Annotated in this window: 23 protein-coding genes and 1 riboswitch; of the genes, 15 read left to right on the forward strand and 8 right to left on the reverse strand. The window is 72.9% G+C overall.

All coding sequences use genetic code 11. The features are described 5' to 3' along the window. Both BLV02_RS29920 and BLV02_RS29925 read right to left on the reverse strand, forming a co-directional pair. Positions 1-1,476 (reverse strand): ABC transporter ATP-binding protein, encoded by a 1,476-nt coding sequence (locus BLV02_RS29920; RefSeq protein WP_069114370.1) that lies wholly within the window; start codon positions 1,474-1,476, stop codon positions 1-3. Next, the gene (locus tag BLV02_RS29925; RefSeq protein WP_069114369.1) at positions 1,476-2,075 is read right to left on the reverse strand and encodes an ECF transporter S component; all 600 of its coding nucleotides are present in this window, start codon (positions 2,073-2,075) and stop codon (positions 1,476-1,478) included. Before BLV02_RS29925 ends, BLV02_RS29920 begins: the two co-directional genes overlap by 1 nt. 90 nt (positions 2,076-2,165) lie before the next feature. Beyond that, positions 2,166-2,271: riboswitch (TPP riboswitch) on the reverse strand. Between the two features lie 316 nt (positions 2,272-2,587). On the opposite strand from BLV02_RS29925, the gene BLV02_RS29930 reads away from it, so the two are divergent. From BLV02_RS29930 to BLV02_RS29945, 4 genes are all read left to right on the forward strand, one after another. Further along, the gene (locus BLV02_RS29930; RefSeq protein ID WP_069114368.1) at positions 2,588-3,253 is read left to right on the forward strand and encodes a hypothetical protein; all 666 of its coding nucleotides are present in this window, start codon (positions 2,588-2,590) and stop codon (positions 3,251-3,253) included. A 44-nt stretch (positions 3,254-3,297) separates the two neighbouring features. Next, positions 3,298-4,029 (forward strand): lysophospholipid acyltransferase family protein, encoded by a 732-nt coding sequence (locus tag BLV02_RS29935; protein ID WP_069114367.1) that lies wholly within the window; start codon positions 3,298-3,300, stop codon positions 4,027-4,029. A gap of 160 nt (positions 4,030-4,189) precedes the next feature. Beyond that, complete coding sequence (locus BLV02_RS29940) at positions 4,190-4,696, forward strand: HNH endonuclease (RefSeq protein ID WP_069114366.1); 507 nt, start codon at positions 4,190-4,192, stop codon at positions 4,694-4,696. A gap of 113 nt (positions 4,697-4,809) precedes the next feature. Further along, the gene (locus tag BLV02_RS29945; protein WP_069114365.1) at positions 4,810-5,295 is read left to right on the forward strand and encodes a YflT domain-containing protein; all 486 of its coding nucleotides are present in this window, start codon (positions 4,810-4,812) and stop codon (positions 5,293-5,295) included. A gap of 159 nt (positions 5,296-5,454) precedes the next feature. Here BLV02_RS29945 and BLV02_RS29950 read toward each other — a convergent pair whose 3' ends face one another. Next, positions 5,455-6,414 (reverse strand): magnesium and cobalt transport protein CorA, encoded by a 960-nt coding sequence (locus BLV02_RS29950; RefSeq protein ID WP_074946810.1) that lies wholly within the window; start codon positions 6,412-6,414, stop codon positions 5,455-5,457. A gap of 50 nt (positions 6,415-6,464) precedes the next feature. Between BLV02_RS29950 and BLV02_RS29955 the strand changes: the two genes are divergently transcribed. The 8 genes from BLV02_RS29955 (at position 6,465) to dnaE (ending at position 15,594) form a co-directional block, all read left to right on the forward strand. Further along, positions 6,465-7,064, forward strand: a complete 600-nt coding sequence (locus BLV02_RS29955) for a histidine phosphatase family protein (RefSeq protein ID WP_069114363.1) — start codon at positions 6,465-6,467, stop codon at positions 7,062-7,064. 405 nt (positions 7,065-7,469) lie between these two features. Further along, entirely contained in the window at positions 7,470-8,111 is a 642-nt protein-coding gene (locus BLV02_RS29960; protein WP_069114362.1) for a DUF6758 family protein, read from the forward strand. 40 nt (positions 8,112-8,151) lie between these two features. Beyond that, a complete protein-coding gene (locus BLV02_RS29965) occupies positions 8,152-8,991 on the forward strand; it encodes a PHP domain-containing protein (protein ID WP_069114361.1) in 840 nt (279 codons plus the stop codon). A 36-nt stretch (positions 8,992-9,027) separates the two neighbouring features. Further along, positions 9,028-9,633, forward strand: coding sequence for a MarC family protein (locus tag BLV02_RS29970; protein ID WP_069114360.1), 606 nt, complete (start codon positions 9,028-9,030; stop codon positions 9,631-9,633). A gap of 34 nt (positions 9,634-9,667) precedes the next feature. Then, entirely contained in the window at positions 9,668-10,501 is an 834-nt protein-coding gene (locus tag BLV02_RS29975) for a RecB family exonuclease (protein WP_069114359.1), read from the forward strand. 128 nt (positions 10,502-10,629) lie between these two features. Beyond that, complete coding sequence (locus tag BLV02_RS29980; protein WP_141711815.1) at positions 10,630-11,376, forward strand: L,D-transpeptidase; 747 nt, start codon at positions 10,630-10,632, stop codon at positions 11,374-11,376. A gap of 102 nt (positions 11,377-11,478) precedes the next feature. Then, complete coding sequence (locus BLV02_RS29985) at positions 11,479-12,060, forward strand: TetR/AcrR family transcriptional regulator (RefSeq protein ID WP_069114357.1); 582 nt, start codon at positions 11,479-11,481, stop codon at positions 12,058-12,060. A 12-nt stretch (positions 12,061-12,072) separates the two neighbouring features. Further along, on the forward strand, positions 12,073-15,594 hold the full coding sequence (gene dnaE / locus BLV02_RS29990; protein ID WP_069114356.1) for a DNA polymerase III subunit alpha: 3,522 nt from the start codon (positions 12,073-12,075) through the stop codon (positions 15,592-15,594). 6 nt (positions 15,595-15,600) lie between these two features. On the opposite strand, the gene BLV02_RS35270 is transcribed toward dnaE, so the two are convergent. Then, positions 15,601-18,174 carry a helix-turn-helix transcriptional regulator gene (locus tag BLV02_RS35270; RefSeq protein WP_069114355.1) on the reverse strand — a complete coding sequence of 858 codons (2,574 nt, stop codon included), beginning with the start codon at positions 18,172-18,174 and terminating at the stop codon, positions 15,601-15,603. Between the two features lie 345 nt (positions 18,175-18,519). Here BLV02_RS35270 and BLV02_RS36015 point away from each other — a divergent pair, with 345 nt between their 5' ends. Then, positions 18,520-19,488 (forward strand): threonine ammonia-lyase, encoded by a 969-nt coding sequence (locus tag BLV02_RS36015; protein ID WP_069114497.1) that lies wholly within the window; start codon positions 18,520-18,522, stop codon positions 19,486-19,488. 39 nt (positions 19,489-19,527) lie between these two features. Here the strand turns inward: BLV02_RS36015 and BLV02_RS30015 are convergent, their stop codons facing one another. Continuing rightward, positions 19,528-21,003: a DEAD/DEAH box helicase gene (locus tag BLV02_RS30015; RefSeq protein WP_074946812.1), complete on the reverse strand. Its 1,476-nt coding sequence runs from the start codon at positions 21,001-21,003 to the stop codon at positions 19,528-19,530. Positions 21,004-21,266: 263 nt separating this feature from the next. Between BLV02_RS30015 and BLV02_RS30020 the strand changes: the two genes are divergently transcribed. Further along, on the forward strand, positions 21,267-21,962 hold the full coding sequence (locus tag BLV02_RS30020; protein WP_069114496.1) for a ferritin-like fold-containing protein: 696 nt from the start codon (positions 21,267-21,269) through the stop codon (positions 21,960-21,962). Between the two features lie 7 nt (positions 21,963-21,969). On the opposite strand, the gene BLV02_RS30025 is transcribed toward BLV02_RS30020, so the two are convergent. The 3 genes from BLV02_RS30025 to BLV02_RS36830 all read right to left on the reverse strand — a co-directional run bounded on the left by BLV02_RS30025 (position 21,970) and on the right by BLV02_RS36830 (position 23,173). Then, positions 21,970-22,203, reverse strand: coding sequence for a DUF3107 domain-containing protein (locus BLV02_RS30025; RefSeq protein WP_231947560.1), 234 nt, complete (start codon positions 22,201-22,203; stop codon positions 21,970-21,972). Positions 22,204-22,305: 102 nt separating this feature from the next. Then, the gene (locus BLV02_RS30030) at positions 22,306-22,890 is read right to left on the reverse strand and encodes a TetR family transcriptional regulator (protein WP_053203586.1); all 585 of its coding nucleotides are present in this window, start codon (positions 22,888-22,890) and stop codon (positions 22,306-22,308) included. A gap of 94 nt (positions 22,891-22,984) precedes the next feature. After that, positions 22,985-23,173, reverse strand: a complete 189-nt coding sequence (locus BLV02_RS36830) for a hypothetical protein (RefSeq protein WP_069114353.1) — start codon at positions 23,171-23,173, stop codon at positions 22,985-22,987. Between the two features lie 81 nt (positions 23,174-23,254). On the opposite strand from BLV02_RS36830, the gene BLV02_RS30040 reads away from it, so the two are divergent. Continuing rightward, positions 23,255-24,250 (forward strand): alpha/beta fold hydrolase, encoded by a 996-nt coding sequence (locus BLV02_RS30040; RefSeq protein WP_069114352.1) that lies wholly within the window; start codon positions 23,255-23,257, stop codon positions 24,248-24,250. Positions 24,251-24,259: the final 9 nt, after the last annotated feature.

Genomic DNA, 24,259 nt, shown 5'->3' on the forward strand with positions numbered 1-24,259 from the left:
TCACGACCGCACCTCCACCACGTCGCGCAGCGCACCGTCAGACACCGTCACCCGCGCGTCGGCCAGGGCCCCCGCGAACGCCTCGTCGTGCGTCACCGCCACGATCGCCGTCCCGCCCACCCGCAACCTCACGAGCAGCTCGAGCAGCTCCGCCCACGTCCGCGCGTCCTGCCCGAACGTCGGCTCGTCCAGCACCAGCAGGTCCGGCGCGGTCGTGAGCATCGCCGCGACCGACAGCCGCCGCTTCTCGCCACCGGACAGCGTGAACGGGTTCGCGCCGGCCAGCCGGGTCAGCCGCAGCCGTTCCAGCAGCTCGTCCGCCCGCCGTTGCGCCGCGTCGTGCGCGACGCCGGCCCGCCGCGGACCGACCAGCAGCTCGTCGCGGGCGGTGCGGGTGACGAACTGGTGCTCCGGGTCCTGGAACACCGTCCCGACCCGGCGGCACAGGTCGCGCGCCCGCCACCGGTGCAGCGGCCGCTCCGACCCACCGAGCAGCACCGACCCGGTGTCCGGCGGCAGCAGCCCGGCCAGCAGCATCGCCAGCGTCGACTTGCCGCTGCCGTTGGGCCCGGTGACGGCGACGGCGGTGCCGTGCCGCACCGTCAGTGACGCCGACGACAGCGCCGGTCGCCGGGTGCGCGGGTAGGTCAGGGTGAGGTCGGCGGCCGTCAGCACGACGTCGCCGCCGGGGCCGGGCCGGAACGGGGGTGCGGCCGGGCCCCACGGCGCCGGCACCCACACGCCCGCCGCGGCGAGCGCGGCGCCGCGCCGGCCGAACACCTCCTCGGGCGGCCCGTCGTCGAGCACGCCGCCGCCCGGCTCCAGCACGACGACGCGGTCGACCAGCCCGGCCGCGGCGTCGACCCGGTGCTCGACCAGCAGCAGCGTCGTGCCCGCGCCGCTCAGTGAGGCCGCGACGGCGCCGAGCACCGTCGCCGTGCCGTCCGGGTCGAGGTTGGCGGTCGGCTCGTCCAGCACCAGCACCGACGGGCGGCGCACCAGCGCGCCGGCCAGCGCCAGCCGCTGCTGCTCGCCGCCGGACAGCGCCGCCGTCGGCCGGTCTCGTCCGTGCCGGAAGCCGACCCGGGCGAGCGATTCGTCCACCCGCGGCCAGATCTCGTCCGCCGGCACCCCGGCGTTCTCCAGCCCGAACGCGACGTCGTCGCCGGAGCGCGACATCACCAGCGACGCCTCGGGGTCCTGCAGCAGCATGCCGACGCGGTCGCGCGCGGCCGCCGCCGGGACGCCGTCGACGAGGACGGAACCCTCCTGCTCCGCCGCCGTCTCGGGGTCCAGCAGCCCGGCGACCGCGCGCAGCAGCGTCGACTTGCCCGCACCCGACGGCCCGACCAGCAGCACCCGCTCACCGGCCGCGACGTCCAGGTCGACGCCGCGGCAGGCCCATGCCTTGCGGCCGGCGTAGCGCCAGCCGAAGCCGCGGATCCGGACCGCGGCGCCGCCGTCTGACACCGTCATCAGATCTCGCCCTGCGCACGCCCGGCCGCGAACGGCGCCAGTGCGCCCGTCCGCGCCAGCGCCCGCATCAGCAGCCACGCGAGCCCGCCCGCGACCACACCGGCCACGACGGCGCAGCCCACGTAGATGACCTTCCAGTCCGCGGAGTACGTGGGGACGTACGCGACGATCTCGTACAGCCCCATCGCCAGGCCCGCGCCGCCACCGGCCAGCAGCGCCGCGCCGGCGCCCCAGCGGCGGTAGACCAGCAACGCCAGCACGACCTCGGCCCCGAGCCCCTGCCACATGCCGGACAGGAACACCGACAGCCCCCACGCCGAGCCGAAGAACATCGACACCACCGCCGCCAGCACCTCCGTGTACAGGGCGGCGCCGGGACGGCGCACCACCAGCGCGCCGAGCACGGCCGGGATCAGCCAGACGCCGGAGGCCAGCGGCGCGATCGGCATCGAGCCCAGTGGCGCGTTGATGACCGAGTACAGCAGGTTGTTCCAGATGGCGAAGACCACCCCGAACACGACACCGATGACGGACGCGACGACGATGTCGACGGTGCGCCAGCGGTGCCGTCGCAGCTGGACGGTACCCGGCTCGCTCATCGGACAGCTCCTCTCGTACGAGTACGACGAGGGGCCCTCGAAGACGTGACACAGCGCGCCGCCACGGGAACTCCCGTGGGACGCGCTGCTGCGGTCGAGGTGTCGACTTCCTGCGCCGGCATTACCCGGATCAGGTTCGAGGGTCTGCGGGGCCATCCCGCACTCTCAGCGCTGCAGCGCTCCCCTGTCGTGGGTCTTCAGTTGTCTCGTGAACGAGATTACACCCTTTCGTCACACCCGCGTTGATCAGGGGTGACGTCCCGATACGGGTGGTCGTGCCACCTTGATCAGGTCACGTTTCGGTGACGACGTGCCCGGAGCGTGGGTATGCTCCATCAGGCGCTCCAACCGGAGCCGCCTCGTGCTCGACACCGAGCCGACCCTTGAACCGAAGAGGTCAGCCGCTCATGCAACTGGTCGTTCGCCGACTGGCTGCAGCCGGTTCCGCCGCGCTCGTGACCATCGCCTTGACGGCGTGTGCATCGGGGCCGGAGCACCCGGCGGTCTCGCCGTTGGCTCAGCTCAGCGTCGAGGAGGGCCTCACCGAGGCGCCCAACGGCATCGACGAACTGGCGGCCACCGAGGTGCTTGCGCAGTCGCTGGCGGCCATGCGCGCCACCGGCTCGTACCGCGTCACCGGCACCACGGTCAGCGGCAACACCATCGACATCGCCTTCAAGGACGGCGTCGGCTCCACCGGCTCGGTCGGCGCCGAGAACCCGGTCCAGCTGGTCGCCACGCCCGGCGCCGTCTACGTCACCGGCGACGAGTCGCTGGCCGAGGTGGTGGGCGCCGACGTCGGCACCACGCTGGCCGGCAAGTGGCTGCTCATCTCGCCCGAGGCGGCCGCCGACTTCGCCATCTTCTCCGACGGGTCCACGTTCGCGACCGCGGTGCTCGGCGCCGACGACCCCGACGGCCTCACCGCCGTCCGCGAGGTCGACGGCCAGCCGGCGGTCGGCCTGCTGTTCCCCGAGACCGGCGGCACGCTGTGGGTCGCCGCCACCGGCGAGCCGCTGCCGCTGCGGTTCGAGGAGAAGGGCGCGTCGGCCGGTGCCGGCGTCATCTCCTTCACCGACTACGGGACGGAGGTCGCGGTCACTCCGCCGGCCGAGGACGCCGTGGTCGACCTCACCAAGATCCCGGTGCCCACGCCGCCGGCCACCCCCGCTCCGTGACGCTGCTCCACCGGCTCGCCGGGCCGATGGGTTAATCTTCCCCCGTGGAACTCGTGGGCGCGGTGGCCGTGGGTCTGACCAAGTGGTTCGGTCGCGTCGATCCCGACGGTCTGTCGCACCTGCCCATCAAGGGGCCGGCCATCGTCGCCGTCAACCACACCACCATCGCCGACGTGCCGCCGGTGCTCTCCACGCTCTACAAGGCCGGGCTGCGGCCCAGCGTCCCGTGTCACCGCGACGGCTGCGGCGTCACCCACGGCCACGTCCGCTTCATGGCGTCGTCGCTGGTGTTCGAGAACCCGTTCATCGGCCCGCTGGCGCGGCAGGCCGGCATGATCGAGGTCGGCGGGCGGCAGGCCGGCGCCGCCGCCCTGAAGGCGGCGCACGACGCGCTCGACCGCGGCGAGGTCGTCGGCATCTACCCCGAGGGCGACGTCTCGGCCACGCCCGACGGCTCGCCGCGGCGGTTCCGTTTCGGCGTCGGCCGGCTGGCCGCCGACGCGAAGGCCCCGGTCGTGCCGGTGGCCCACCACGACGCCCGGCGCATCGGCTCCGGGTCCATCGCGCGCAGCCTCGGCGGCGCCATCACCTCCGTCGTCCGCCGTCCCACCATCAAGCTGCGGGTCGGCAAGCCGATCCTGCCCGACGAGTTCACCGGGCTGCCGCTGCGCGACGTCGTCGAGGTCATCCAGGACCGCGTCACCGACGTCTGGCGCTCCGTGTCGGGCGATTCGCTGCCCCGGCTCGACCTGGACCAGAAGGAAAATCCGTTGTGAAGCGGGCGGCGTCGTTGCACTGTAGAGGCGGGTCCGCGCGCGCGGACACCGCCAGCGATTGGTCCAGATTTTGCCGTTACGTTCCTTATCGAGCGCGTAGGCCACACTAGAGTCAGAGCGGCGAGCCCTGACGCGGGCTCGGGAAGGAGGCGTGTGCGCTGTGAACACACTCGTTCTGAACGCCTCCTACGAACCGCTGGCCGTCGTGTCGGTGCGCCGGGCCGTCATCCTCATCCTCACCGAGAAGGCCGTCGTCGAGCACGCCGACGCCGACAAGCTCATCCGCTCGGCCACGCGCGAGTTGCCGACGCCGCTGGTCGTGCGCCTGCTCCGGTTCGTCCGGGTGCCGTACCGCCGCAAGGTGCCGTGGTCGCGCGGCGGTGTGCTCGAACGCGACGCCCGGCGCTGCGCCTACTGCGCCGGCCGGGCCAACTCCATCGACCACATCGTGCCCACGTCTCGCGGCGGTGCCCAGCGCAGCTGGCTCAACACCGTCGCGGCGTGCGTGTCGTGCAACCAGCTCAAGGCCGACCGCACCCCGTCCGAGGCGGGCATGTCGCTGCTCATCGAGCCGTTCGAGCCCAAGGCGCACCGTGCGCTGGTGCTGGCGCTCGGCGTCACCGCGGCGGCTGAGCTGCCCGACTGGCTCATCGCCTCCACCGCGTAGCCGCACTCTGCCCGGTTCGCCCCGCTCAGCAGCGACGTTCCGGCGATGTCGTGCACGAATGTGCCGTGCGTTGATCGTCCACGCGGGTACTGTCGCCCACTAGGAGGTGTGTCATGGTGAGTCCCATCCCTGGTCTTCCCACCGGCATCGTCGTCGGCAGCTACGACGACTACCCCGCGGCACAGAAGGCGGTCGACTACCTGGCCGACCAGAAGTTCCCCGTTGAGAACCTGGCCATCGTCGGCAGCGACCTCCGTCAGGTCGAGCGCGTCACCGGGCGGTTGTCGTGGGGCAAGGCGGCCCTCGGCGGCCTCGCCACCGGTGCCTGGCTGGGCCTGTTCGTCGGTCTCCTCCTCGGCCTGTTCACCGACGAGGGCTGGCTGGCGATCATCCTGCTCAGCGTGCTGTGGGGCGCCATCTTCATGATGATCTTCGGGCTGGTCGGCTACGCGCTGACCGGCGGCCGCCGCGACTTCACGTCCCAGAGCGTCACCGTGGCCGGCCGCTACGAGGTCTACTGCCAGCACCAGCACGCCGAGGAAGCGCGCAACCTGCTCGCCCGGCTCTCGTTGCAGACCGGCACCGGCACCGTCTCTTAGGGTGTGTCTCCCGGGTCCGTGGCCTACTGCGCGACGCCCAGGCGGCGCCTCGCGGCGTTCTCGTCAGTCGTCATAGAACCCCGCTATGACTCCTTCCTCGGCCTTGCGAGGCATCCACCTGGACGCCGCTCGCTACGGCCGAGACCCGGGAGACACACCCTAAAGCCAGTCGCGCCGCTTGAAGTTGACGTAGAGCATCCAGCACAACGCCGCCATCAGCAGCATCACGCCGGGGTAGCCGAGCCTCCAGTGCAGTTCGGGCATGTGGCGGAAGTTCATGCCGTAGATGCCGGCGATCGCCGTGGGCACCGCCACGATCGCCGCCCACGACGTGATCTTGCGCATGTCGTTGTTCTGCGCCACGGACAGCTGCGCCAGGTTCGCCTGCAGCATCGAGCTGATGATCTCGTCGTAGCCGCCCAGCTGCGCGTGCAGCCGGTCGACGTGGTCGCCGACGCCGCGGAAGTAGGTCTGCACCTTCGGCGCCACGAGGTCCGGCGCCCGCTGCGTCAGCGACCGCACCGGCAGCCCCAGCGGCGCGATGGCCCGCTGCAGCTTCAGCAACTCCCGCTTGGCGTGGTAGATGCGGCCCGCCTGGTTGCCGCTGACCTCGTCGAACACGGCCGCCTCGATCTCGGTGAGGTCGGCCTCGAACGCCTCCGCCACCTCGACGTACTCGTCGACGGTGGAGTCGGCGGCCACGTACAGCACGGCGGCCGGGCCGTGGCCGAGCAGCTTCGGCCGGCTCTCCAACTGCTCCGCGACGGCCTGGACGGGATCCGGGTCGCCCTCGCTGACGCTGACGACGACGTCCGGCCCGGCCAGCATCGTCAGCCGCCCGGCGTCGCGCACTCCGCCGTCGTACCGGACCCTGCGCAGCACCAGGTAGACCAGGCCGTCGTAGTGGCCGATCTTGGTGCCCTGCCGCGGGTCCAGCGCGTCCTCGACGGCCAGCGGGTGCAGGCCGAAGTCGGACGCGATGCCGCGCAGTTCGTCCTCGTCCGGCTCGTGCAGCCGGATCCAGACGAAACCCTGCCGCCGGCGTGCCTGCGCGACGGCGTCGTCGTAGTCCTGACCGGCCTGCCGCCGGCCGTCGCGGTAGAACGCCCACTCGGTCATGGTCACGGTTCCTCCTCGCCGAGCCGATCCTCAGCGCTAGCGTTACCAGCATGGCGACCCTCCGGCAGCCGGACCCGCAGACTCACCGTCCCGAGATCTGGCTGGTCCGGCACGGCCAGACCGAGTGGAGCCGCGACGGCAAGCACACCAGCGGCACCGACCTCCCGCTGACGCCGGAGGGCGAACGGGCCGCCCGGTCCCTGGCCGACCGCCTCGACGGCGCCGCGTTCGACCTCGTGCTGTCCAGCCCACGGCAACGTGCCTGGCGGACGGCGGAACTGGCCGGCTTCCCGGGTCCGGAGATCGACGACGACCTGCGCGAATGGGACTACGGCGAGTACGAGGGCGTCACGACGGCGCAGATCCGCGAGACCCACCCCCACTGGTCGCTCTGGACCGACGGCGCACCCGGCGGCGAGCGCCCCGCCGACGTCGAGGTCCGGGTCGACCGCCTGATCGCCCGGCTGCGGTCGGTCGAGGGGGAGCGCGTGCTGGTCTTCGCCCACGGCCACGTCCTGCGGGTGGTCGGCGCGCGGTGGAGTGGCTGGCCGGTGGGGGCGGGCGCCCACCTGCGCCTCGACACCGCGACCGTGTCCGTGCTCGGCTGGGAACGCGAGACGCCGGCGATCGGTCGCTGGAACGCGCCCTGACCTTCCCCGTTGTGCCGCGTTCGCCGTCGTGCACCAGTTCGCCGCTTGGCGCGAGTGGGCCGTCCCCCTGCTGCCCATTCTCTTAGCCGCGGCACCGCGCCTCAAGCGGAGCCTGATCGGCGCTTCGCGCGGGCGGGGCACCGCTTGACCCGCGGCACCTCGGCCTAAGAACTGGCAGCTATCAGGGGGACGGGGGAATTGCGGGTACAGGCCGCGCGGTGTAGCGCCAGCCGCCGGCCGGTCTGCGCCGCCGCCAGCCCCCCGGGCAACTCGGCGGAGGGGGCGACGGCGGTGGTTGCCGAGGGGCAGAAACCCCGGCGAACGTGATCATTCCGGTCCAGGCGGACCCACGCGTTGGCGGGAGGTGCTTGACGGGGCGGGCGGTGAGGCGTCAGCGTCGGTCGGGTGAGAGGTGAACGAACCTGTCCACGGTGCGGCGCAGCGGCGCGTCCGCCCGGCGCGTGGTCCAGCCGCTGGCTCTGCGACCTGCACGGCGAGGTGTACCCGCTGGCGCCGGTCACGACGCCCAGTGCGCCGCTGGTGCATCAGCTGGCGCGCGACTCCCACGTGCCGCTGTGGCTGCCGTGGCCGCTGCCGCGCGGCTGGGTCGTCGGCGCGGTGATCCATGCCGGTGACGACGCCGGCGGGGTGCGGGCGTGCGGGGTCGGCATCAGCGGGCCGAATCCGCTGGGCGGCCCGGGCGATTTCCTGCTCGTCGCCGAGGAACAGGGCGTCGGGCTGGGGGCGGGGCTGGCCGGGCTCGAGGGCGTCGACCCGGGCAAGGCGGTCGAGGGCGAGCCGCGGGCGAAGCTGCTGGTGCAGGGCCGCACGGTGCCGCTGTGGTTCGTCGAAGGGCCCGCCGACCGCGCCGTCTACGCAGGTCACTGGGGTGGCAGTTGGCTGTGGGCGATCCTGTACCCGCAGACCGCCGGCGTGCTGCTGCTGGAGGACGTCGAGGTGGTCGATCTACGTGATCTCGGCCACGAGGCCGACCTCTTGCCGTACGGAACGCCCCCGCCGTGGCTGACGCCGGGCTACGATCAATGAGGTCATCGGACGTCCACCGATCACATCGAGGGTGCCCCGGTTGCGCATCGATCTGCACGCCCACAGCAGCGTCTCCGACGGCACCGACCGGCCGGAAGACCTGGTCCGGCGGGCCAAGGAGGTCGGCCTCGACGTCGTCGCGCTGACCGACCACGACACCTTCGACGGCTGGACGGCGGCGCTCGCGGCGGGCGACGAGACCGGCGTCGAGGTGGTGACCGGCGCGGAGATCTCCACCGAGCTGCGCGGCCACGGCGTGCACCTGCTCGCCTACCTCGTCGACCCCGGGTACGAGCCGCTGGCCGACGAACTGGGCCGGGTCCGGCACGACCGCCGCACCCGGCTGGCCCGCATCGCCGCCGCGCTCACCGCGTCGGGGCTGCCGATGGACGTCGCCGACATCCTGACGCACTCGCCCGACGCCGCCACCGTCGGCCGCCCGCACGTGGCCGACGCGATGATCGCCAAGGGCTATGTGCGCGACCGCGAGGAGGCGTTCGCCTGGTGGCTCGGCCAGGGCCGGCCGGGCTGGGCGGCGAAGTACGCCCCGCCCGTCGACGAGGCGATCCACCTGGTGCACGCCGCCGGCGGGGTGTGCGTGCTGGCGCACCCGTGGGGCCGCGAGGGCGCCCGCCGTGCGCTGACGCCGTCGGGCATCGAGGCGCTGCGCGACGCCGGGCTCGACGGCATCGAGGTCGACCACCAGGACCACGACGACGCCAGCCGGCGCACGCTGCGCCGCGTCGCGCAGGACCTCGACCTGGTCGTCACCGGCTCCAGCGACTACCACGGCACCGGCAAGCTCGACCACGAGCTGGGCGTCAACACGACGGCGCCGGAGGAGTGGGAGCGGCTACGATCGCTGGCCGGCGGGCACTGACCCCGCCGCTCACCCGAGCCCACCCGGAGCGCAGCGATGAACTGGCAGCTGTTCGGCGAGGTCGTCGTGACGCTGTTCGTGATCATGGACCCGCCGGGCACGGTGCCGGTGTTCCTCGCGCTGACGGGCAACCGGCGGCCGGCCGAGCGCACCCGGGCCGCCTGGCAGGCGGTCGCCGTCGCCGGCGGGGTCATCACGATCTTCGCGCTGTTCGGCCGCACCCTCCTCGACTACATGCACATCAGCCTGCCCGCGCTGCAGGGCGCCGGTGGGCTGCTGTTGCTGCTGGTCGCGCTGGAGCTGCTGACCGGGAAGGCGGACCAGCCGGACACCGCGTCCGCCGGCAACGTCGCGATGGTGCCGCTCGGGACGCCGCTGCTGGCCGGGCCGGGCGCCATCGTCGCGACGATGGTGTTCGTGCAGGACTCCGACGGCGGCTGGGACTTCCTCGCGCTGGGGCTGGGCATCGCGGTGGTGCTGCTGGCGATCTGGGCGTCGATGCGGTTCAGCGTGCTGCTGCTGCGGGTGCTGAAGGAGTCGGGCATCCTACTGGTCACCCGCATCGCGGGTCTGCTGCTGTCGGCCATCGCCGTCCAACTGGTGGCCGACTCCGTCCGTGCCTTCGTGGAGGGCGCGGGGTGACGACTGTGTCGGTGCCGGGCGGAAGAATGGTCCCATGAGCCAGCCCATCCTCGACGGCATGCCGCGGCGTCTGTACGGCGCCACGCCCACGCGGCTGAACACCTGGCTCGACTGCCCGCGGCGCTACCGCTTCAACTACCTCGACCGCCCGCCGCCGCCCAAGGGCCCGCCGTGGGCCCACAACACGCTCGGCGCGGTGGTGCACAACGCGCTGGCCGGCTGGTGGCGGCTGCCCCGCGACGCGCGCACGCCGCACCGCGCCGGCGCCATGGTCGACGAGTACTGGACGGCCGAGGGGTTCCGCGACGCCGACCAGGCCGGCCTCTGGCGGGTCCGGGCCTGCGACATGGTCACCGGCTACGTCGGCAAGCTCGACCCCGACGACGAGCCACGCGGCGTCGAGCGCACGGTCGGCCTCATCCACGGCGGCACGTCGCTCACCGGCCGCATCGACCGCGTCGACCAACGCGGCGACGACCTCGTCATCGTCGACTACAAGACCGGCCGGCACGTCCTCACCACCGACGACGCCCGCAGCTCGCTGGCGCTGGCCGTCTATGCCGCCGCGGCCGCCCGCACGCTGCGCACCCCGTGCCACCGGGTCGAGCTGCACCACCTGCCGTCCGGCACCGTCGCGGTGTGGGAGCACGACGACCGCACCCTCACCCGTCACCTCGACCGCGCCGACGCCATCGCCGCCGAGTGCGCCGCGGCCGACGCCGCGTTCAAGGCCGGCGACACCGGCGACGAACGGTTCCCGGCACGGCCGTCGTCGCTGTGCGGCTGGTGCGACTACCTCCAGCACTGCCCCGAGGGCCGGGCGTCCACCACCACCCGCGCGTCCTGGGCGGGGCTGGAACCCTCCTGATCGCGTTTGTCCGCTCCGTCACGTTTATCCGGGCGCTCCCGAGAGCATGATCATGCGGGCGCGGCCACAGCGACGGTGCGGTGGCGTACGCTGATTTGGCGGCTACCCACCGACCCGAAGGAGCGCGGATGGCAGGGCGCTACGGCGTCTCGTCCCGATCGGCCACGCGGCACTCGCCGCGCCGGCGTTCCCGCGTCCGCCGCCGATCCCGCATCCACGGGGTGCGGGTGACGTTCCTCAGCTGCTCGTTCGCGGTCACCGCCGGCCTGTTCGGGCTGGCCGGCACCGCCACCGGGCCGGATGTCCCGGCCAGCGCCGGTGTGCTGCCGCCGCTGTCCGACCGCGACGGCGACGACACCTCCCGCGGCGAGGCGCGCGTCCCCTCCGCGAAGACCGCCCGGCCGGTCATGGAGAAGGTCGTCCCGCCGCCCGCCGACCCGAACGTCAAGCCGGTCGCCACCGCGCCGCTCCCGGCCGGCAGCGGCTCCGGCCACCGCGTGGTGTTCGACATCACCCAGCAGGTGGTCTGGCTGGTCGACGCCGACGAGACCGTGCTGCGCACCTACTACGTGTCGGGCAGCCGCTACGACCAGCTGCCCACCGGCACCTTCGACGTCTTCTCGAAGTCGCGCGACGCCGTCAGCTGGCACGGCACCGAGACCATGGAGTACATGGTGCGGTTCTTCCGCGGCGAGAACTCCAACATCGGCTTCCACGACCTCCCGGTGGCCACCGCCACCGGCGCCGAGGTGCAGACGTTGTCGCAGCTCGGCACGCCGCTCTCCGACGGCTGCATCCGCCAGGACCTCGACGACGCCGTCGCGCTCTGGGAGCACACGGAGGTCGGCACCCCCGTGGTCGTCGTCCGCAGCTGAGTCCAGCCGCCCGCCGCCCGTCACCGCGGGCGGTTTCGGCACGCCCACAGATTTGAACGCACGTTCTGAACGCCCGTTCAAATCTGGGGTACGCTGCCGCCCATGGGACATCGCGAACAGCTCATGACCGCCGCCAAGCGGTGCCTGGAGGAGCGCGGCTACGCGCGCACGACCTCGCGCGACATCGCCGCCACGGCCGGCGCGCCGCTGGGCACCATCAACTACCACTACGGCTCCAAGGACGCGCTGCTCAACCGCGCGCTGCTGGAGTCGCTGTGGGAGTGGGGCGACCGTGCGGCCGCGACGTCCGGCGACGAAGACGCGGCCGGCACGCCGGGGGAGCGGATCGTCGCGATGTGGGCCCGGATGATCGACTCCCAGCTCACCGAGCGGGCGCTGATGGTGGCCAGCGTCGAGGCGATGGCCCAGGCCGAGCGGTCGCCGGAGATCCGCCAGCAGCTGGCCGACGCGCTCGAACGGTCGCGCACGGGCCTCGCCGCGCAGTTGCACGGCCTGGACGGCATCGAGCCAACGGAGGAGACGCGGGCGGTCGGGTCGGTGCACTCGGCGCTGGTCGCGGGGCTCACCCAGCAGTGGCTGGTCGACCCCGAGCGGGCGCCGTCGGCCCGGGAGGTGGCCATCGGGTTGCGGGCCATCGCCCGCGACCTCGAGGGCGACGCCTGACCGGGGGCCGGAGTGCCCGAACCGTTCACCCACCTGCACGTCCACACGCAGTACTCGCTGCTCGACGGCGCCGCCCGGGTCAAGGACCTGCTCACCGCCGCCCGTGACCACGGCATGACGCACCTCGCGATGACCGACCACGGCAACCTGCACGGCGCCTACGACTTCCACCAGCAGGCCGCCGCGACCGGCGTCACCCCGATCATCGGCATGGAGGCCTACGTCGCGCCTGAGTCGCGGCGGCACAAGGCCCGGGTGCTGTGGGGGCAGCCGCACCAGAAGCGCGACGACGTTTCGGGCTCCGGCGCGTACACGCACCTGACGATCTGGGCGGCCGACCGCACCGGCCTGCACCACCTGTTCCGGCTCTCGTCCGACGCCTATCAGGAGGGCTGGCTGCAGAAGTGGCCGCGGACGGACAAGGAGGCGCTGGCCGCGCACGCCGAAGGGCTGATCGGCTCGACCGGCTGCCCGTCCGGCGAGGTGCAGACGCGGCTGCGGCTCGGCCAGGACGACGCGGCGCTGCGGGCCGCCGCCGACTACCGCGACATCTTCGGCGCCGACCGGTTCTTCCTGGAGCTGATGGACCACGGCGTCGAGATCGAGCGGCGGGTCCGCGACGGCCTGCTCGACCTCGGCCGGCGCCTCGGCATCGCGCCGCTGGTCACCAACGACTCGCACTACACGTACGCGCACGAGGCGGCCGCGCACGACGCGCTGCTGTGCATCCAGACCGGCGCCACGGTGTCCGACCCGAACCGGTTCCGCTTCGACGGCACTGGCTACCACCTCAAGTCCGCCGCCGAGATGTACGCCGTCGACTCCTCCGACGCCTGGCAGCAGGGCTGCCGCAACACCCGGCTCGTCGCCGAGCAGATCGACCCCGCCGGCTGGTTCGAGAAGCGCGACCTCATGCCGCGGTTCCCCGTCCCGGCCGGGTACACCGAGGTGACCTGGTTCCGCGAGCAGGTGGAGGCCGGGCTGCGGCGGCGCTACCCGGACGGCGTCACGGACGAGTACCGGCGGCAGGCCGAGTACGAGATGGACGTCATCGTCCAGATGGGCTTCCCCGGCTACTTCCTCGTCGTCGCTGACTTCGTCATGTGGGCGAAGGAGCACGGCATCGCGGTCGGGCCGGGACGCGGGTCGGCGGCCGGGTCGCTGGTGTCGTACGCGATGGGCATCACCGACCTCGACCCGCTGGTGCACGGACTGATCTTCGAGCGCTTCCTCAACCCCGAGCGGGTCTCGATGCCCGACGTCGACATCGACTTCGACGAGCGCCGGCGCACCGAGGTGATCCGCTACGTGACGCGGAAGTACGGCGCCGACAAGGTCGCGCTGATCGGCACCTACGGCACCATCAAGGCGAAGAACGCGATCAAGGACTCCGCCCGCGTGCTCGGCTTCCCGTACGCCGTCGGCGACCGCATCACCAAGGCCATGCCGGCCGACGTCGGCGGCAAGGGCATCACGCTGTCCGGCATCACCGACCCGAAGCACCCGCGCTACGCCGAGGCCGCCGAGGTGCGCGGCATGTACGAGAACGAGCCGGACGTGCGCAAGGTGGTCGACGCGGCGAAGGGCGTCGAGGGCCTGGTGCGTCAGATGGGCGTGCACGCGGCCGGCGTGATCATGTCCAGCGAGCCGATCGTCGACCACGTGCCGGTGTGGGTGCGCCACTCCGACGGCGTCACCATCACGCAGTGGGACTATCCCACCTGCGAGTCGCTCGGCCTGCTGAAGATGGACTTCCTCGGGCTGCGCAACCTCACCATCCTCGACGACGCGGTCGCCCTGGTCCGGCGCGACACCGGAACCGGTCTGGACCTGCTGGCGCTGCCGCTGGACGACCGCCCGACGTTCGAGTTGCTCGGCCGCGGCGACACCCTCGGCGTGTTCCAGTTCGACGGCAGTGCCATGCGGTCGCTGCTGCGGCTGATGCGCCCGGACCAGTTCGAGGACATCACCGCCGTGACCGCGCTCTACCGGCCCGGCCCGATGGGGATGAACTCGCACGTCAACTACGCGCTGCGCAAGAACGGGCAGCAGGACATCACGCCGATCCACCCGGAGCTGGAGGCGCCGCTGAAGGAGGTGCTCGACCTCACCTACGGCCTGGTCGTCTACCAGGAGCAGGTGCAGAAGGCGGCCCAGGTGCTGGCCGGGTACACGCTGGGCCAGGCCGACCTGCTGCGCCGGGCGATGGGCAAGAAGAAGCAGGAGGTGCTGGACCAGGAGTTCGGCTCGTTCCGCGACGGCTGCCGGGACCGCGGCTACTCCGACGGGGCCATCCGCGCGGTGTGGGACGTCCTGGTGCCGTTCGCCGGCTACGCGTACAACAAGGCGCACGCCGCCGCGTACGCGCTGGTCTCGTACTGGACCGCCTACGTCAAGGCGAACCACCCGGCCGAGTACATGGCCGCGCTGCTGACGTCGGTGCGCGACGACAAGGACAAGTCGGCGGTGTACCTCAACGAGTGCCGGCGGATGGGGATCACGGTGCTGACACCGGACGTCAACGACTCGGTGGCCGACTTCACGCCGCGCGGCGACGACACCATCGTGTTCGGGCTCAGCGCGGTGCGCAACGTCGGCACGTCGGTGGTCGACGCGATCGTCCGCGCCCGCGACGAGCAGGGCCGGTTCGCGTCCTTCCCCGACTACCTGGCCAAGGTCGACGCGGCCGCCTGCGGCAAGCGGACGGTCGAGTCGCTGATCAAGGCCGGCGCGTTCGACGCCCTCGGACACACCCGCAAGGGCCTGGCCGCCCGGTTCGAGCCGCTGGTCGACACCGCCGTCGCGGTGAAGCGCAAGGAGGCCGAGGGCCAGTTCGACCTGTTCGGCGACCAGGGCACCGGCGACGGCGACCCGGCCGCCGCCACGCCGGCGGACTTCCCGGACGACGAGTGGGACAAGGCGTTCCTGCTGGCCCAGGAGCGGGAGATGCTCGGCCTCTACGTCTCCGACCACCCGCTGTTCGGCATCCAGCACCAGCTCGCCGAGCGGGCCGACGCGGCGATCTCGGCGCTGACCGGCGGCGATCACCCCGACGGCGCCGTCGTCACCATCGGCGGCATCGTGTCCGGGCTGCAGCGCAAGGTGACCAAACGGGGCGACGCCTGGGCCATCGCCACCGTCGAGGACCTGGCCGGCTCGATCGACTGCATGGTCTTCCCGGCGACCTACCAGCTGGTCGCCGCGGGCCTGGCCGAGGACGCGATCGTGCTGGTCAAGGGCCGTCTGGACAAACGCGAGGACGTGCCCCGCCTGGTCGTCTCCGAGCTCACGACACCGGACCTGAGCAGCGCCGACGCGCCGGTCCGGCTGGACGCGCTGGCGGCGCACGTGACGCCGGAGTGGGCCCGGCGCCTGGCGGAGGTGCTGGCCGCGCACCGCGGACCCACGGAGGTGCACCTGTGGGTGCGCGGGCGGGCCCGGACCCGGGTCTACCGGCTCGGGCCGCGGGTCACCGTCCGGCCGGAGCTGTGGGCCGACCTCAAGGCGGCGGTGGTCCTGACGCCGCCGGACTGACGGGGGTCAGCGCCCGCTCAGCGCGGCCGGCAGCTCGGCCCGGCTGGTGATGCCGAGCTTGGCGTAGATGCGGGCCAGGTGGCTCTCGACGGTGCGGGTCGAGATGGTGAGCCGGCGGGCGATGTCGCGGGAGGAGATGCCGGCGGCGGCCAGCGGGGCGATCTCCTGCTCGCGCCGGGTCAGCGCGACGGTCTGCTGCCGCGGCGGGTTGGCCCAGATGCCGAAGCCGGCCAGCGTCGCCTCGAACGCCGCGGCCAGCTCGGTGTCGCCGTCGGCCACGGCGCGGGCGTAACCGGCCATCGCGTCGGCGCGCAGCAGGCCGTCGCACTGCTTGGCGGCGGCGGCCATCCGCTCGGCGACGTGCGACAGCGTCAGCTCGCGCGCCGTCGGCAGCCCGTCGGCCAGCCCCAGCAGAGCGACGTGCAGCGAGTCGAGCTCGGCCGGCGGCAGGTGCGCGGCGGCCGCGGCGTCGGCGGCGTCCATGGCGTTGTCGACGGCGTCGCTCTCGCTGCGGGCCAGGCCCACCCACAGCAGCGTTCGGCGGCGCCGTCCGAACATCGTCGACGTCTCGTGCACCGGCTGGCGCAACGCCTCCTCGCGGAACCGGGCCGCGTCGTCGACGTCGCCGAGCCAGACCGCGGACTCCGCCGCCAGCGCCAGGACGGCCGGCAGCAACCCGCGCGGGTCGGCGTCGCGCAGCGCGGCGATGGCCCCGCCCAGGTGCCCGGACGCCTCCGACCAGCGGCCGCGGGCCATCGCCAGCTGGCCCTCGACCAGCCCCGGCACGTTGCGGTGGTGGTGCACCTGACCGATGTCGAGGTCGGACTCGTCGGCGTGCATCCGCTCGGCGCCGTCGACGTCACCGGCGAACAGCCGGATCACGGTGACGGCGGCGCGCAGCGGCATGAGGTACGCCGTCGCCTCGGACATCGACTCGCGGGCGGCGACCATGTACCGCTCGCCCAGCCGCAGCGCCTCGGCCACCCGGCCGGCCCGGGCCAGCGACAGCTGCACCGAGGCGGTCAGCTGGATGCGGGCCAGCAGCGGCAGCGTGGTGTCGCCGAGGAACTCGACCGCCTCGTCCAGCGCATCATCGGTGCGCCCGACGTTCATCAGCACGGCCAGCCGGTGCCCGCGCACCACGGCGGACGACTGCGTGCAGACGGCGACCCGCGGCAGCGCGTCGTCCAGCAGCCGCACCGCGGCCACGGGATCGGCCTGCCCATGGAACAGCACGTCGGCGCCGGTGATGGCGGCGTGCGCCACCAGCGGCGGCGTCAGCACCTCGTCCGGCAGCAGGTGCAGCTGGTCGAGGTCGGCCTGGGCGCGGTCGACGGCGCCGAGGACGCGGTGTGCGCGGGCCCGCTCGGCCAGCGCGCCGGCCACCACGACGTCGTCCGGATCGGCCAGCAGCGCGAGATCGGCGAACCGCCGCCCGTCGGCGGCCTGCTGCAGCCGGTTGGCCAGCGCGGCCGCCTCGACCAGCAGCTCAGGCTCGGGCACCGAGCCCGCCTCCAGCGCCCACGACACCCACCGCAGCAGGTCCGGCAGCGACGCGTCGTGCGGTCCGGGAAGGTGCCGGACCACGCGCTCGCGCAGCACCCGGCGCCGTCCGGGGGGCACCAGGCTGCGGATCGCCTCGCCGTACACCGGGTGCGACAGCGTGACCGTCGGCGGCGCCGCGGCGTTGTCGACGACCAGCATGCCCGCCTCGACCAGCGGGTCGACGGTGTCGGTGTCGGCCAGCTCGAACAGCAGCGGCAGCGGCAGCGACTCGGCCAGCGACACGATCTCCAGGACCTCGCGCTCGCCGTCCGGGCGGCGCCGCAGCTCCGCCGTCACCAACTCGATCAGCCGGCCCGGCACCACCGGCCCGGTCCACGTCCACACGCCGTGGTTGTGCAGCAGCTCGTCCCGGCTCAGCGCCGAGCGGACCAGTTCGCGCAGGTAGAGCGGGTTGCCGAGGCTCGCCTCCCACATGCGGCGGTCGGTGTCGCGGCCGATGACGCCGCCGAGCGCCTCGCGCAGCAGCAGCGTCGTCTCGGCCCGGTCCAGCGGCGCGACGTCGATCCAGCGCAGCCAGCCGTCCTTCCACAGCGCCAGCAGGTCGTCCGGGATCGCGGGGTTCGGCCGGCTCGTCACCAGCAACCGCGCGCGCCGCGACATCGCCAGCATGCGCAGCACGCCCGCGCTCGCGCCGTCCAGCAGGTGGCCGTCCTCGACCCGCAGCACCACCGGCCGGCCACCGGAGTCGCGGGCAAGCCGGGTGGCGGCCGCCTGGAACACAGAGATCGGGCTGGCGTCGGCATGAGCCCCGACGTCGGTCAGCAGCGGCGCCAGCGCGCCGAGCATGACCGGCTGGGCCCGGCTCGGCGATGTGACGGTCACCACATGTGCGGTCTCGGCGACCGCCTCCTCGAGCCGGCTCGCCAACGTCGACTTGCCCACGCCCGACTCACCGATCAGCAGCACGCCGAACGCCGTCCCGGAATCGTTGCCGGTCAGGACCTGCAGCGCGGCCGCGTACTCGTCGTACCGGCCGACCAGCGGCCAGTGACTCAGCGCGTGAGTGGCGTGCATGCACGCCAACGGTAGAGGCAGATGACCATGATCGCGGTGATCCGCGCGGAAGAATTTGCGTAATCACTACGGATGTCGCCCGTACCCACCCCTTCGTAGCGTTGGGCCAGGGAAGACGGCGGGCTGGTACCACGTCGGACTCCCGCGCACGGCCGATCAGCAGGGGGCGCCTGCGACACGGCCGCGCAGCCTTCCGATGACCGTCGGCACCCTCCACCCCGAGGTCACACCACCCCTGCGCCGGCGGTCATCGGAAGGCGCACTCGGACCCGAAGGGATCCGGCGACTCCCTCCCCCGTGGGGTCACCGGGTCCCTTCGCCGCGTCCGGGCTACGCTGCGGCATCGTGCAGGAGACGCGCCTCGACACCGACCGCATCCGGGCGGCTCGCCGGCTGATCGACCCGCTCTTCCTCGACACCCCGCTGTACCCTGTCCAGGGCATGGAGCCCGGCCTGGGCTGCGCGGTGAGCGTCAAGCTCGAGACCGCGAACCCGGTCCGCAGCTTCAAGGCCCGCGGCACGGAGGTGATCGCCGGCCGGCTCGTCGCCGACGCCGCCCGAGAGGTGGTGTGCGCCAGCGCGGGCAACCTCGGCCAGGCCCTCGCCTGGTCCGGTCGCGACCGCGGACTCGACGTGACCGTCGTGGCGTCCCGGTTCGCGCCGGTGGCCAAGCTCGATCGCATCAGGGCGCTGGGGGCGAGGCTGGAGCTGGTGGACGGTGACTTCGACCTGGCCCGTGACCGGGCCGCGGCGATCGCGCGGCACGAGGGCATCCGGCTGGTCGAGGACAGCCTCGACCTCGAGACCTGCGAGGGTGCGGCGACGATCGGCCTGGAACTGGTGGATGCCGCACCGTCGTTCGACGCCGTCCTGATCGCTCTCGGCGGCGGAGCGATGGCCACCGGGGTGGGTCAGGTGCTGAAGACGATGGCGCCCGGTGTCGAGGTGATCTGCGTCCAGCCGCTCGGCGCGCCGGCGATGACGCTGTCGTGGCGCCAGCGGCGCGTCGTCACCACGGACTCGACCGACACCATCGCCGACGGCGTCGCGGGCCGCCGTCCGATCCCGGCCGTCCTGGACGACCTGCTCGTGCTCGCCGACGACGCCGTCCTGGTCCGCGAGGAGTCGATCACCGCCGGCATGCGGATGCTCCTCGACCACGCCGGCCTCGTGGTCGAACCGTCGGCCGCGCTCGGCGTCGCGGCGATCCTCGAGGACCGCGACCGCTTCGCCGGGCGGCACGTCGTCACCATCGTGTGCGGCGGCAACGTCGACCTCGCCCGTTACCACCGCTGGGTCGGCGCCGGCCGATGACCCGATGCGCCGGGCGGGCCGGCGCATCGGGGCCTTGGGTCAGGACGTCGCGGTGGGGTCGGCCTCGGGGGAGTGGCCCGAGCCGCCGTCCTCGACGGACTTGCCGCCGCGGGTGCGGCGCCGGCTGCGCTGCCGCCGGGGCCGCGCCTCCTCGTCGGCGCGGTGCTCGGAGCGGCCCTGTGCGCCGACCGCCGCGGGCTCGCCGCCGCGGGTGCGGCGCCGGCCGCCACCGCCGCGGCGGGCGCGGGGCTGACGGCTGCGGGTCTTGCCGGTCTCGCCGAGGTCCTCGAGCTTCTCGGCGTCGAGCCCGGCGCGGGTGCGCTCGGACCGCGGCAGCGTGCCCTTGGTGCCAGGCGGGATGCCGAGGTCGTGGAAGAAGTGCTCGCTGCTGGAGTACGTCTCGACCGGCTCCGGGTAGGGGAGGTCGAGCGCGTCGTTGATCAGCTTCCAGCGGGTGAGGTCGTCCCAGTCGACGAACGTGACGGCGACGCCCGACGCGCCGGCCCGGCCGGTGCGGCCGATGCGGTGCAGGTACGTCTTCTCGTCCTCGGGGCAGGTGAGGTTGACGACGTGGGTGACGCCCTCGACGTCGATGCCGCGGGCGGCGACGTCGGTCGCGACGAGGACGTCGACCTTGCCGCTGCGGAACGCCCGCAGCGCCTGCTCGCGCGCGCCCTGGCCGAGGTCGCCGTGCACGGCGGCGACGGCGAACCCGCGGTCCTTCAGCTCGTCGGCCAGCCGCTGGGCGGCCCGCTTCGTCTGGCTGAAGATCATGGCGAGCCCGCGGCCCTCGGCCTGCAGCAGCCGCGCCACCATCTCGTCCTTGTCGAGCTGGTGCGCCCGGTACACGAACTGCGCAGTGGCGGGCACGGTCTGAGTGTCGTCAGGAGACTCGGCCCGGATGTTGACGGGGTGGCGCATGTACCGGCGGGCCAGCCCGATGACGGCGGCCGGCATGGTCGCCGAGAACAGCATGGTCTGACGCAGCTCGGGTGTCGCCGCGATGAGCTTCTCGACGTCGGGCAGGAAGCCGAGGTCGAGCATCTCGTCGGCCTCGTCGAGCACGAGCACCTTGACGTGGCTGAGGTCGAGGTGGCCCTGCGCGGCGAGGTCGAGCAGCCGGCCGGGCGTGCCGACGACGACCTCGACGCCCTTGGTGAGCGCGTTGACCTGCGGCTCGTAGGCGCGGCCGCCGTAGAGGGTGACGATGCGGACCTTGCGCACCGTCGAGGCGGTGGTGAGGTCGCCGTTGACCTGCACGGCCAGCTCGCGCGTCGGGGTGACGACGAGCGCCTGCGGCTTGCCCGGCTCGTTGGCCAGACCGTAGTCGCGGTCTTCGGGTGCGACGATGCGCTGCAGCAGCGGAATGCCGAACGCGAACGTCTTGCCGGTGCCCGTCCGGGCCTGACCGATGAGGTCATTGCCGGTCAGAGCCACCGGGACGGCCATCTCCTGGATGGGGAAGGCCTCGGTGATGCCGACGCGCTCGAGCGCCTCGGCGATGGGTGGGAACACACCCAGATCGGTGAAGGTTGTCAGGGCGTCTCGCCTCATTCGTCGCAGGACCCCGGGGCCGCGAGACGGCGTGCACGCGACGCGCCAACCGGGCCGCGCGCCGGCGGTCATCGCCGGCGGGCCCAGAGGCCGCGTGGTACGCGTACGGACGTTCGGTTCGTCCCCAGGGGGCGCCCGTTTCGCCCGGACGCCATCTATACCATCGCCCAGTGTAACGGCAAGTGGAATGGAGTGCTGTTCACCGTCATCCGCGCCACGCCGATATCGTTGCCACCGTGAGCGCGAACGACGCCTTCGACGACCCCGCCTACCGGGCCGGCGTCGTCGATCTGCTCGGCCTGCTGGGGCTGGGTGAGCTGACGGGGTTCGAGCGCATGGCCGCCGACGCCGGACTGGCGCCGTCGCTGGCCGACAAGGCCGCGCTGGCCGGCATGGCGGTCACCGAGTTCCACCACTTCGAGCGCATCCGCGACCGCCTCGACGAACTCGGCGCGCCGGTCGACGACGCCATGGCGCCGTTCCGGGTGCCGCTGGAGCAGTTCCACGCCAACACCGCGCCGGCCGACTGGCTGGAAGGGCTGGTCAAGGCGTACGTCGGCGACGGCATCGCGGCCGACTTCTACCGCGAGGTCGCCGAGACCGTCGACCCCCGGACCCGCGAGCTGGTCATCGACGTGCTGGCCGACGCCGGCCACGCCGACTTCGCCGTCGGCCGGGTCCGCGACGCCGTCGACGCCGACCCGCGGCTGGCCGGACGGCTCGCGCTGTGGGCCCGCCGCCTGGTCGGCGAGGCGCTGGCCCAGGCCCAGCGCGTCGCCGTCGACCGCGACGCCCTGGCCGTACTCCTCGTGGGCGGTGTCGACCGCCCGGGTATGGACCTCGCCGAGCTCGGTCAGCTGTTCGCGCGCATCACGAAGAAGCACACCGACCGCATGACCAAGCTCGGCTTGTCCGCCTGAGCGAGGCTCAGACGGTGCCGAAGCCGACCCGGCGCTCGACCGGCTCGCCGATCTCGACGTACGTCAGGTGCTCGGTGCGTACCAGCAGCCGACGGCCGCGCTCGTCGGTGAGGTCGAGCAGACCGTTGGCGTCGCTGAGCGCTGAACGGACGGTGCTCTCGATCTCCTTCGGCGTCTGACCGCTCTCGAGCACGAGCTCCCGCGTGGCGTTGTGCACGCCGATCTTGACCTCCACGGCCACCCTGTTCTCCCCTCGGGCCCAAGGACCTGTTGTCGGTGATGGTCAACCGCAAGGCTAGTCGAGCCCATTCCGCCGCCGGCGTCGTGTGCGCCGCGAGCGTAATCAGCCGTCGCGCTTGGGGAAGCCGCGGATGCCGCGCCAGCCGAGCGTGGCGACGAGTTCGGCGGCGGCCGCGCGCGGGATGGTGCCGCCGGACGACAGCCAGTACCGGGCCGTGACCTGCGCGATGCCCACCAGGCCGACGGCGAGCAGGTTGGACTCCTCGGGCGGCAGGCCGGTGTCGTCGGCGATGATCTGGCTGACCTCTTGGGCGCACAGCTCGGTCAGGCGGTCGAGCCGCTCGCGGACGGCCGGCTCGTTCGGCAGGTCGGACTCGAACAGCAGGCGGTAGCCGCCGGAGTCGTTGTCGACGAACTCGAAGTAGGCGTTGACGGTGGCGATGACGCGCTGCTTGTTGTCGTCGGTGGACGCCATGGCCCGGTGCAGGGTGGTCAGCAGCTCGTTCTTGCTGGCGTCGAGGAGCGCGATGTACAGCTCCAGCTTGCCGGGGAAGTGCTGGTACAGCACGGGCTTGCTGACGCCGGCGCGGTCGGCGATGTCGTCCATGGCCGCTGCGTGGTAGCCCTGCGCGACGAACACCTCGCGGGCGGCGCCGAGCAGCTGGGTGCGGCGCTGGTCCCGGGGCATGCGGATGCCGCGGGCCGGGATGGCGGGCACGGTCGTCACGGCACTCCTCGGATTGGATATATGTCGGGATCGTATCGTTCCCGGCGCCGAACCCTCAGCGGTAGTCGTCGTCGTCGAAGCCGACCGGCTGGCGTTGTTCCTGCGCATCGGCGGGGTCGACGTCGTCGGGGACGTCGCTCTCGGCGTCGTCGCCGGAGTCGGGATCGTCGACGAGGTCGCGGTGCTGCTCGGTCAGATCGCCCTCGGCGACCTCGGGATCGTCGTCGTGCCAACGTTCGGTCACCGTGCACCTCCCGGGCCCGTGCCTCTCATCGACGGTACCCGCTCGCCGTCGCCGCAGTCGGCGGTGTGCCAACATCTCAGTGTGGAACGGATCGAGGCCTGGCCGGGTGAGCTGCGGACGCTCTCGACCGGGCGGCGCGTCTTCGTCCGCCACACCACGCCGCCCGCGACCGGCGGCGACGACGAGCGCACCCCGCTGGTGTACGTCCACGGCCTGGGCGGTTCGTCCACGAACTGGACGACGCTCATGCGCGAGCTGCGCGACGACGCCGAGCAGTGGGCGATCGACCTCCCCGGCTTCGGCGAGTCCCCGCCCGGCGACCACCACACCGTCGCCGAGTACGTCGCCGACGTCGTCGCGTTCCTCGAGACGTTCGACCGGCCGGTGCACCTGGTCGCGAACTCGCTCGGCGGCATGATCTGCGTCTACGTCGCCTCCCGGCGGCCCGACCTCGTGCTGACGCTGAGCCTCGTCTCGCCGGCGATGCCGCAGTACCGGCTGCCGTGGGCCGCGCAGGCGACCGCCGTCATGGCCGTGCCGTGGGTGGGCGAGCGCATCCTGCGCGCGGCGGCGGGCATCCCGACGGAGAAGCAGGCCGAGCGGCTGACGGCCATGCTGTTCGCGAACGCGGCGGTGGTGCCGGTGGCCGAGCTGACGTTCGCGGCCGAGCAGCGCGACCGCTGGACCGGGAAGCCGTACGCCGACGCCGTCCTGCTGTCCGCCCTGCGCTCGATCGTCGCGCACTACACCCGGCCCGGACGGCAGTCCGCCTGGCGGGCGGCCGGGCACCTGCTGCGGCCGACGCTGGTGATCATGGGCGCGCGCGACGCGCTGGTCGGGCCGTGGGGACGCACCCGGTGGCGGCGGGCGCTGCGCTACGCCCGGCTCGTCTACATGCCCAACACCGGGCACGTCGCGATGATGGAGCACCCGGTTGCCGTCGCCGCCGTCATCCGCGAGTTCATCCGCGACGCGTCCAGAATCCGGACATCGGCGTCCACCAGGCGAACACTCGATCAGGGAATGCGGAATGCCGTGGCACCGTTGGCAGAGGAAAGAACCCACGCCTCGAACTGACGGAGCCGA

It is taken from the genome of Jiangella alba (assembly GCF_900106035.1).
Taxonomy (GTDB): Bacteria; Actinomycetota; Actinomycetes; order Jiangellales; family Jiangellaceae; genus Jiangella; species Jiangella alba.

Coding starts and splice junctions, on each gene's coding strand:
- BLV02_RS29920 (WP_069114370.1), bottom strand. CDS start 1,476: ATGACGGTGTCAGACGGCGGCGCCGCGGTCCGGATCCGCGGCTTCGGC.
- BLV02_RS29925 (WP_069114369.1), bottom strand. CDS start 2,075: ATGAGCGAGCCGGGTACCGTCCAGCTGCGACGGCACCGCTGGCGCACC.
- BLV02_RS29945 (WP_069114365.1), top strand. CDS start 4,810: ATGGTGAGTCCCATCCCTGGTCTTCCCACCGGCATCGTCGTCGGCAGC.
- BLV02_RS29950 (WP_074946810.1), bottom strand. CDS start 6,414: ATGACCGAGTGGGCGTTCTACCGCGACGGCCGGCGGCAGGCCGGTCAG.
- BLV02_RS29955 (WP_069114363.1), top strand. CDS start 6,465: ATGGCGACCCTCCGGCAGCCGGACCCGCAGACTCACCGTCCCGAGATC.
- BLV02_RS29970 (WP_069114360.1), top strand. CDS start 9,028: ATGAACTGGCAGCTGTTCGGCGAGGTCGTCGTGACGCTGTTCGTGATC.
- BLV02_RS29975 (WP_069114359.1), top strand. CDS start 9,668: ATGAGCCAGCCCATCCTCGACGGCATGCCGCGGCGTCTGTACGGCGCC.
- BLV02_RS29980 (WP_141711815.1), top strand. CDS start 10,630: ATGGCAGGGCGCTACGGCGTCTCGTCCCGATCGGCCACGCGGCACTCG.
- BLV02_RS29985 (WP_069114357.1), top strand. CDS start 11,479: ATGGGACATCGCGAACAGCTCATGACCGCCGCCAAGCGGTGCCTGGAG.
- BLV02_RS35270 (WP_069114355.1), bottom strand. CDS start 18,174: ATGCACGCCACTCACGCGCTGAGTCACTGGCCGCTGGTCGGCCGGTAC.
- BLV02_RS30030 (WP_053203586.1), bottom strand. CDS start 22,890: ATGCCCCGGGACCAGCGCCGCACCCAGCTGCTCGGCGCCGCCCGCGAG.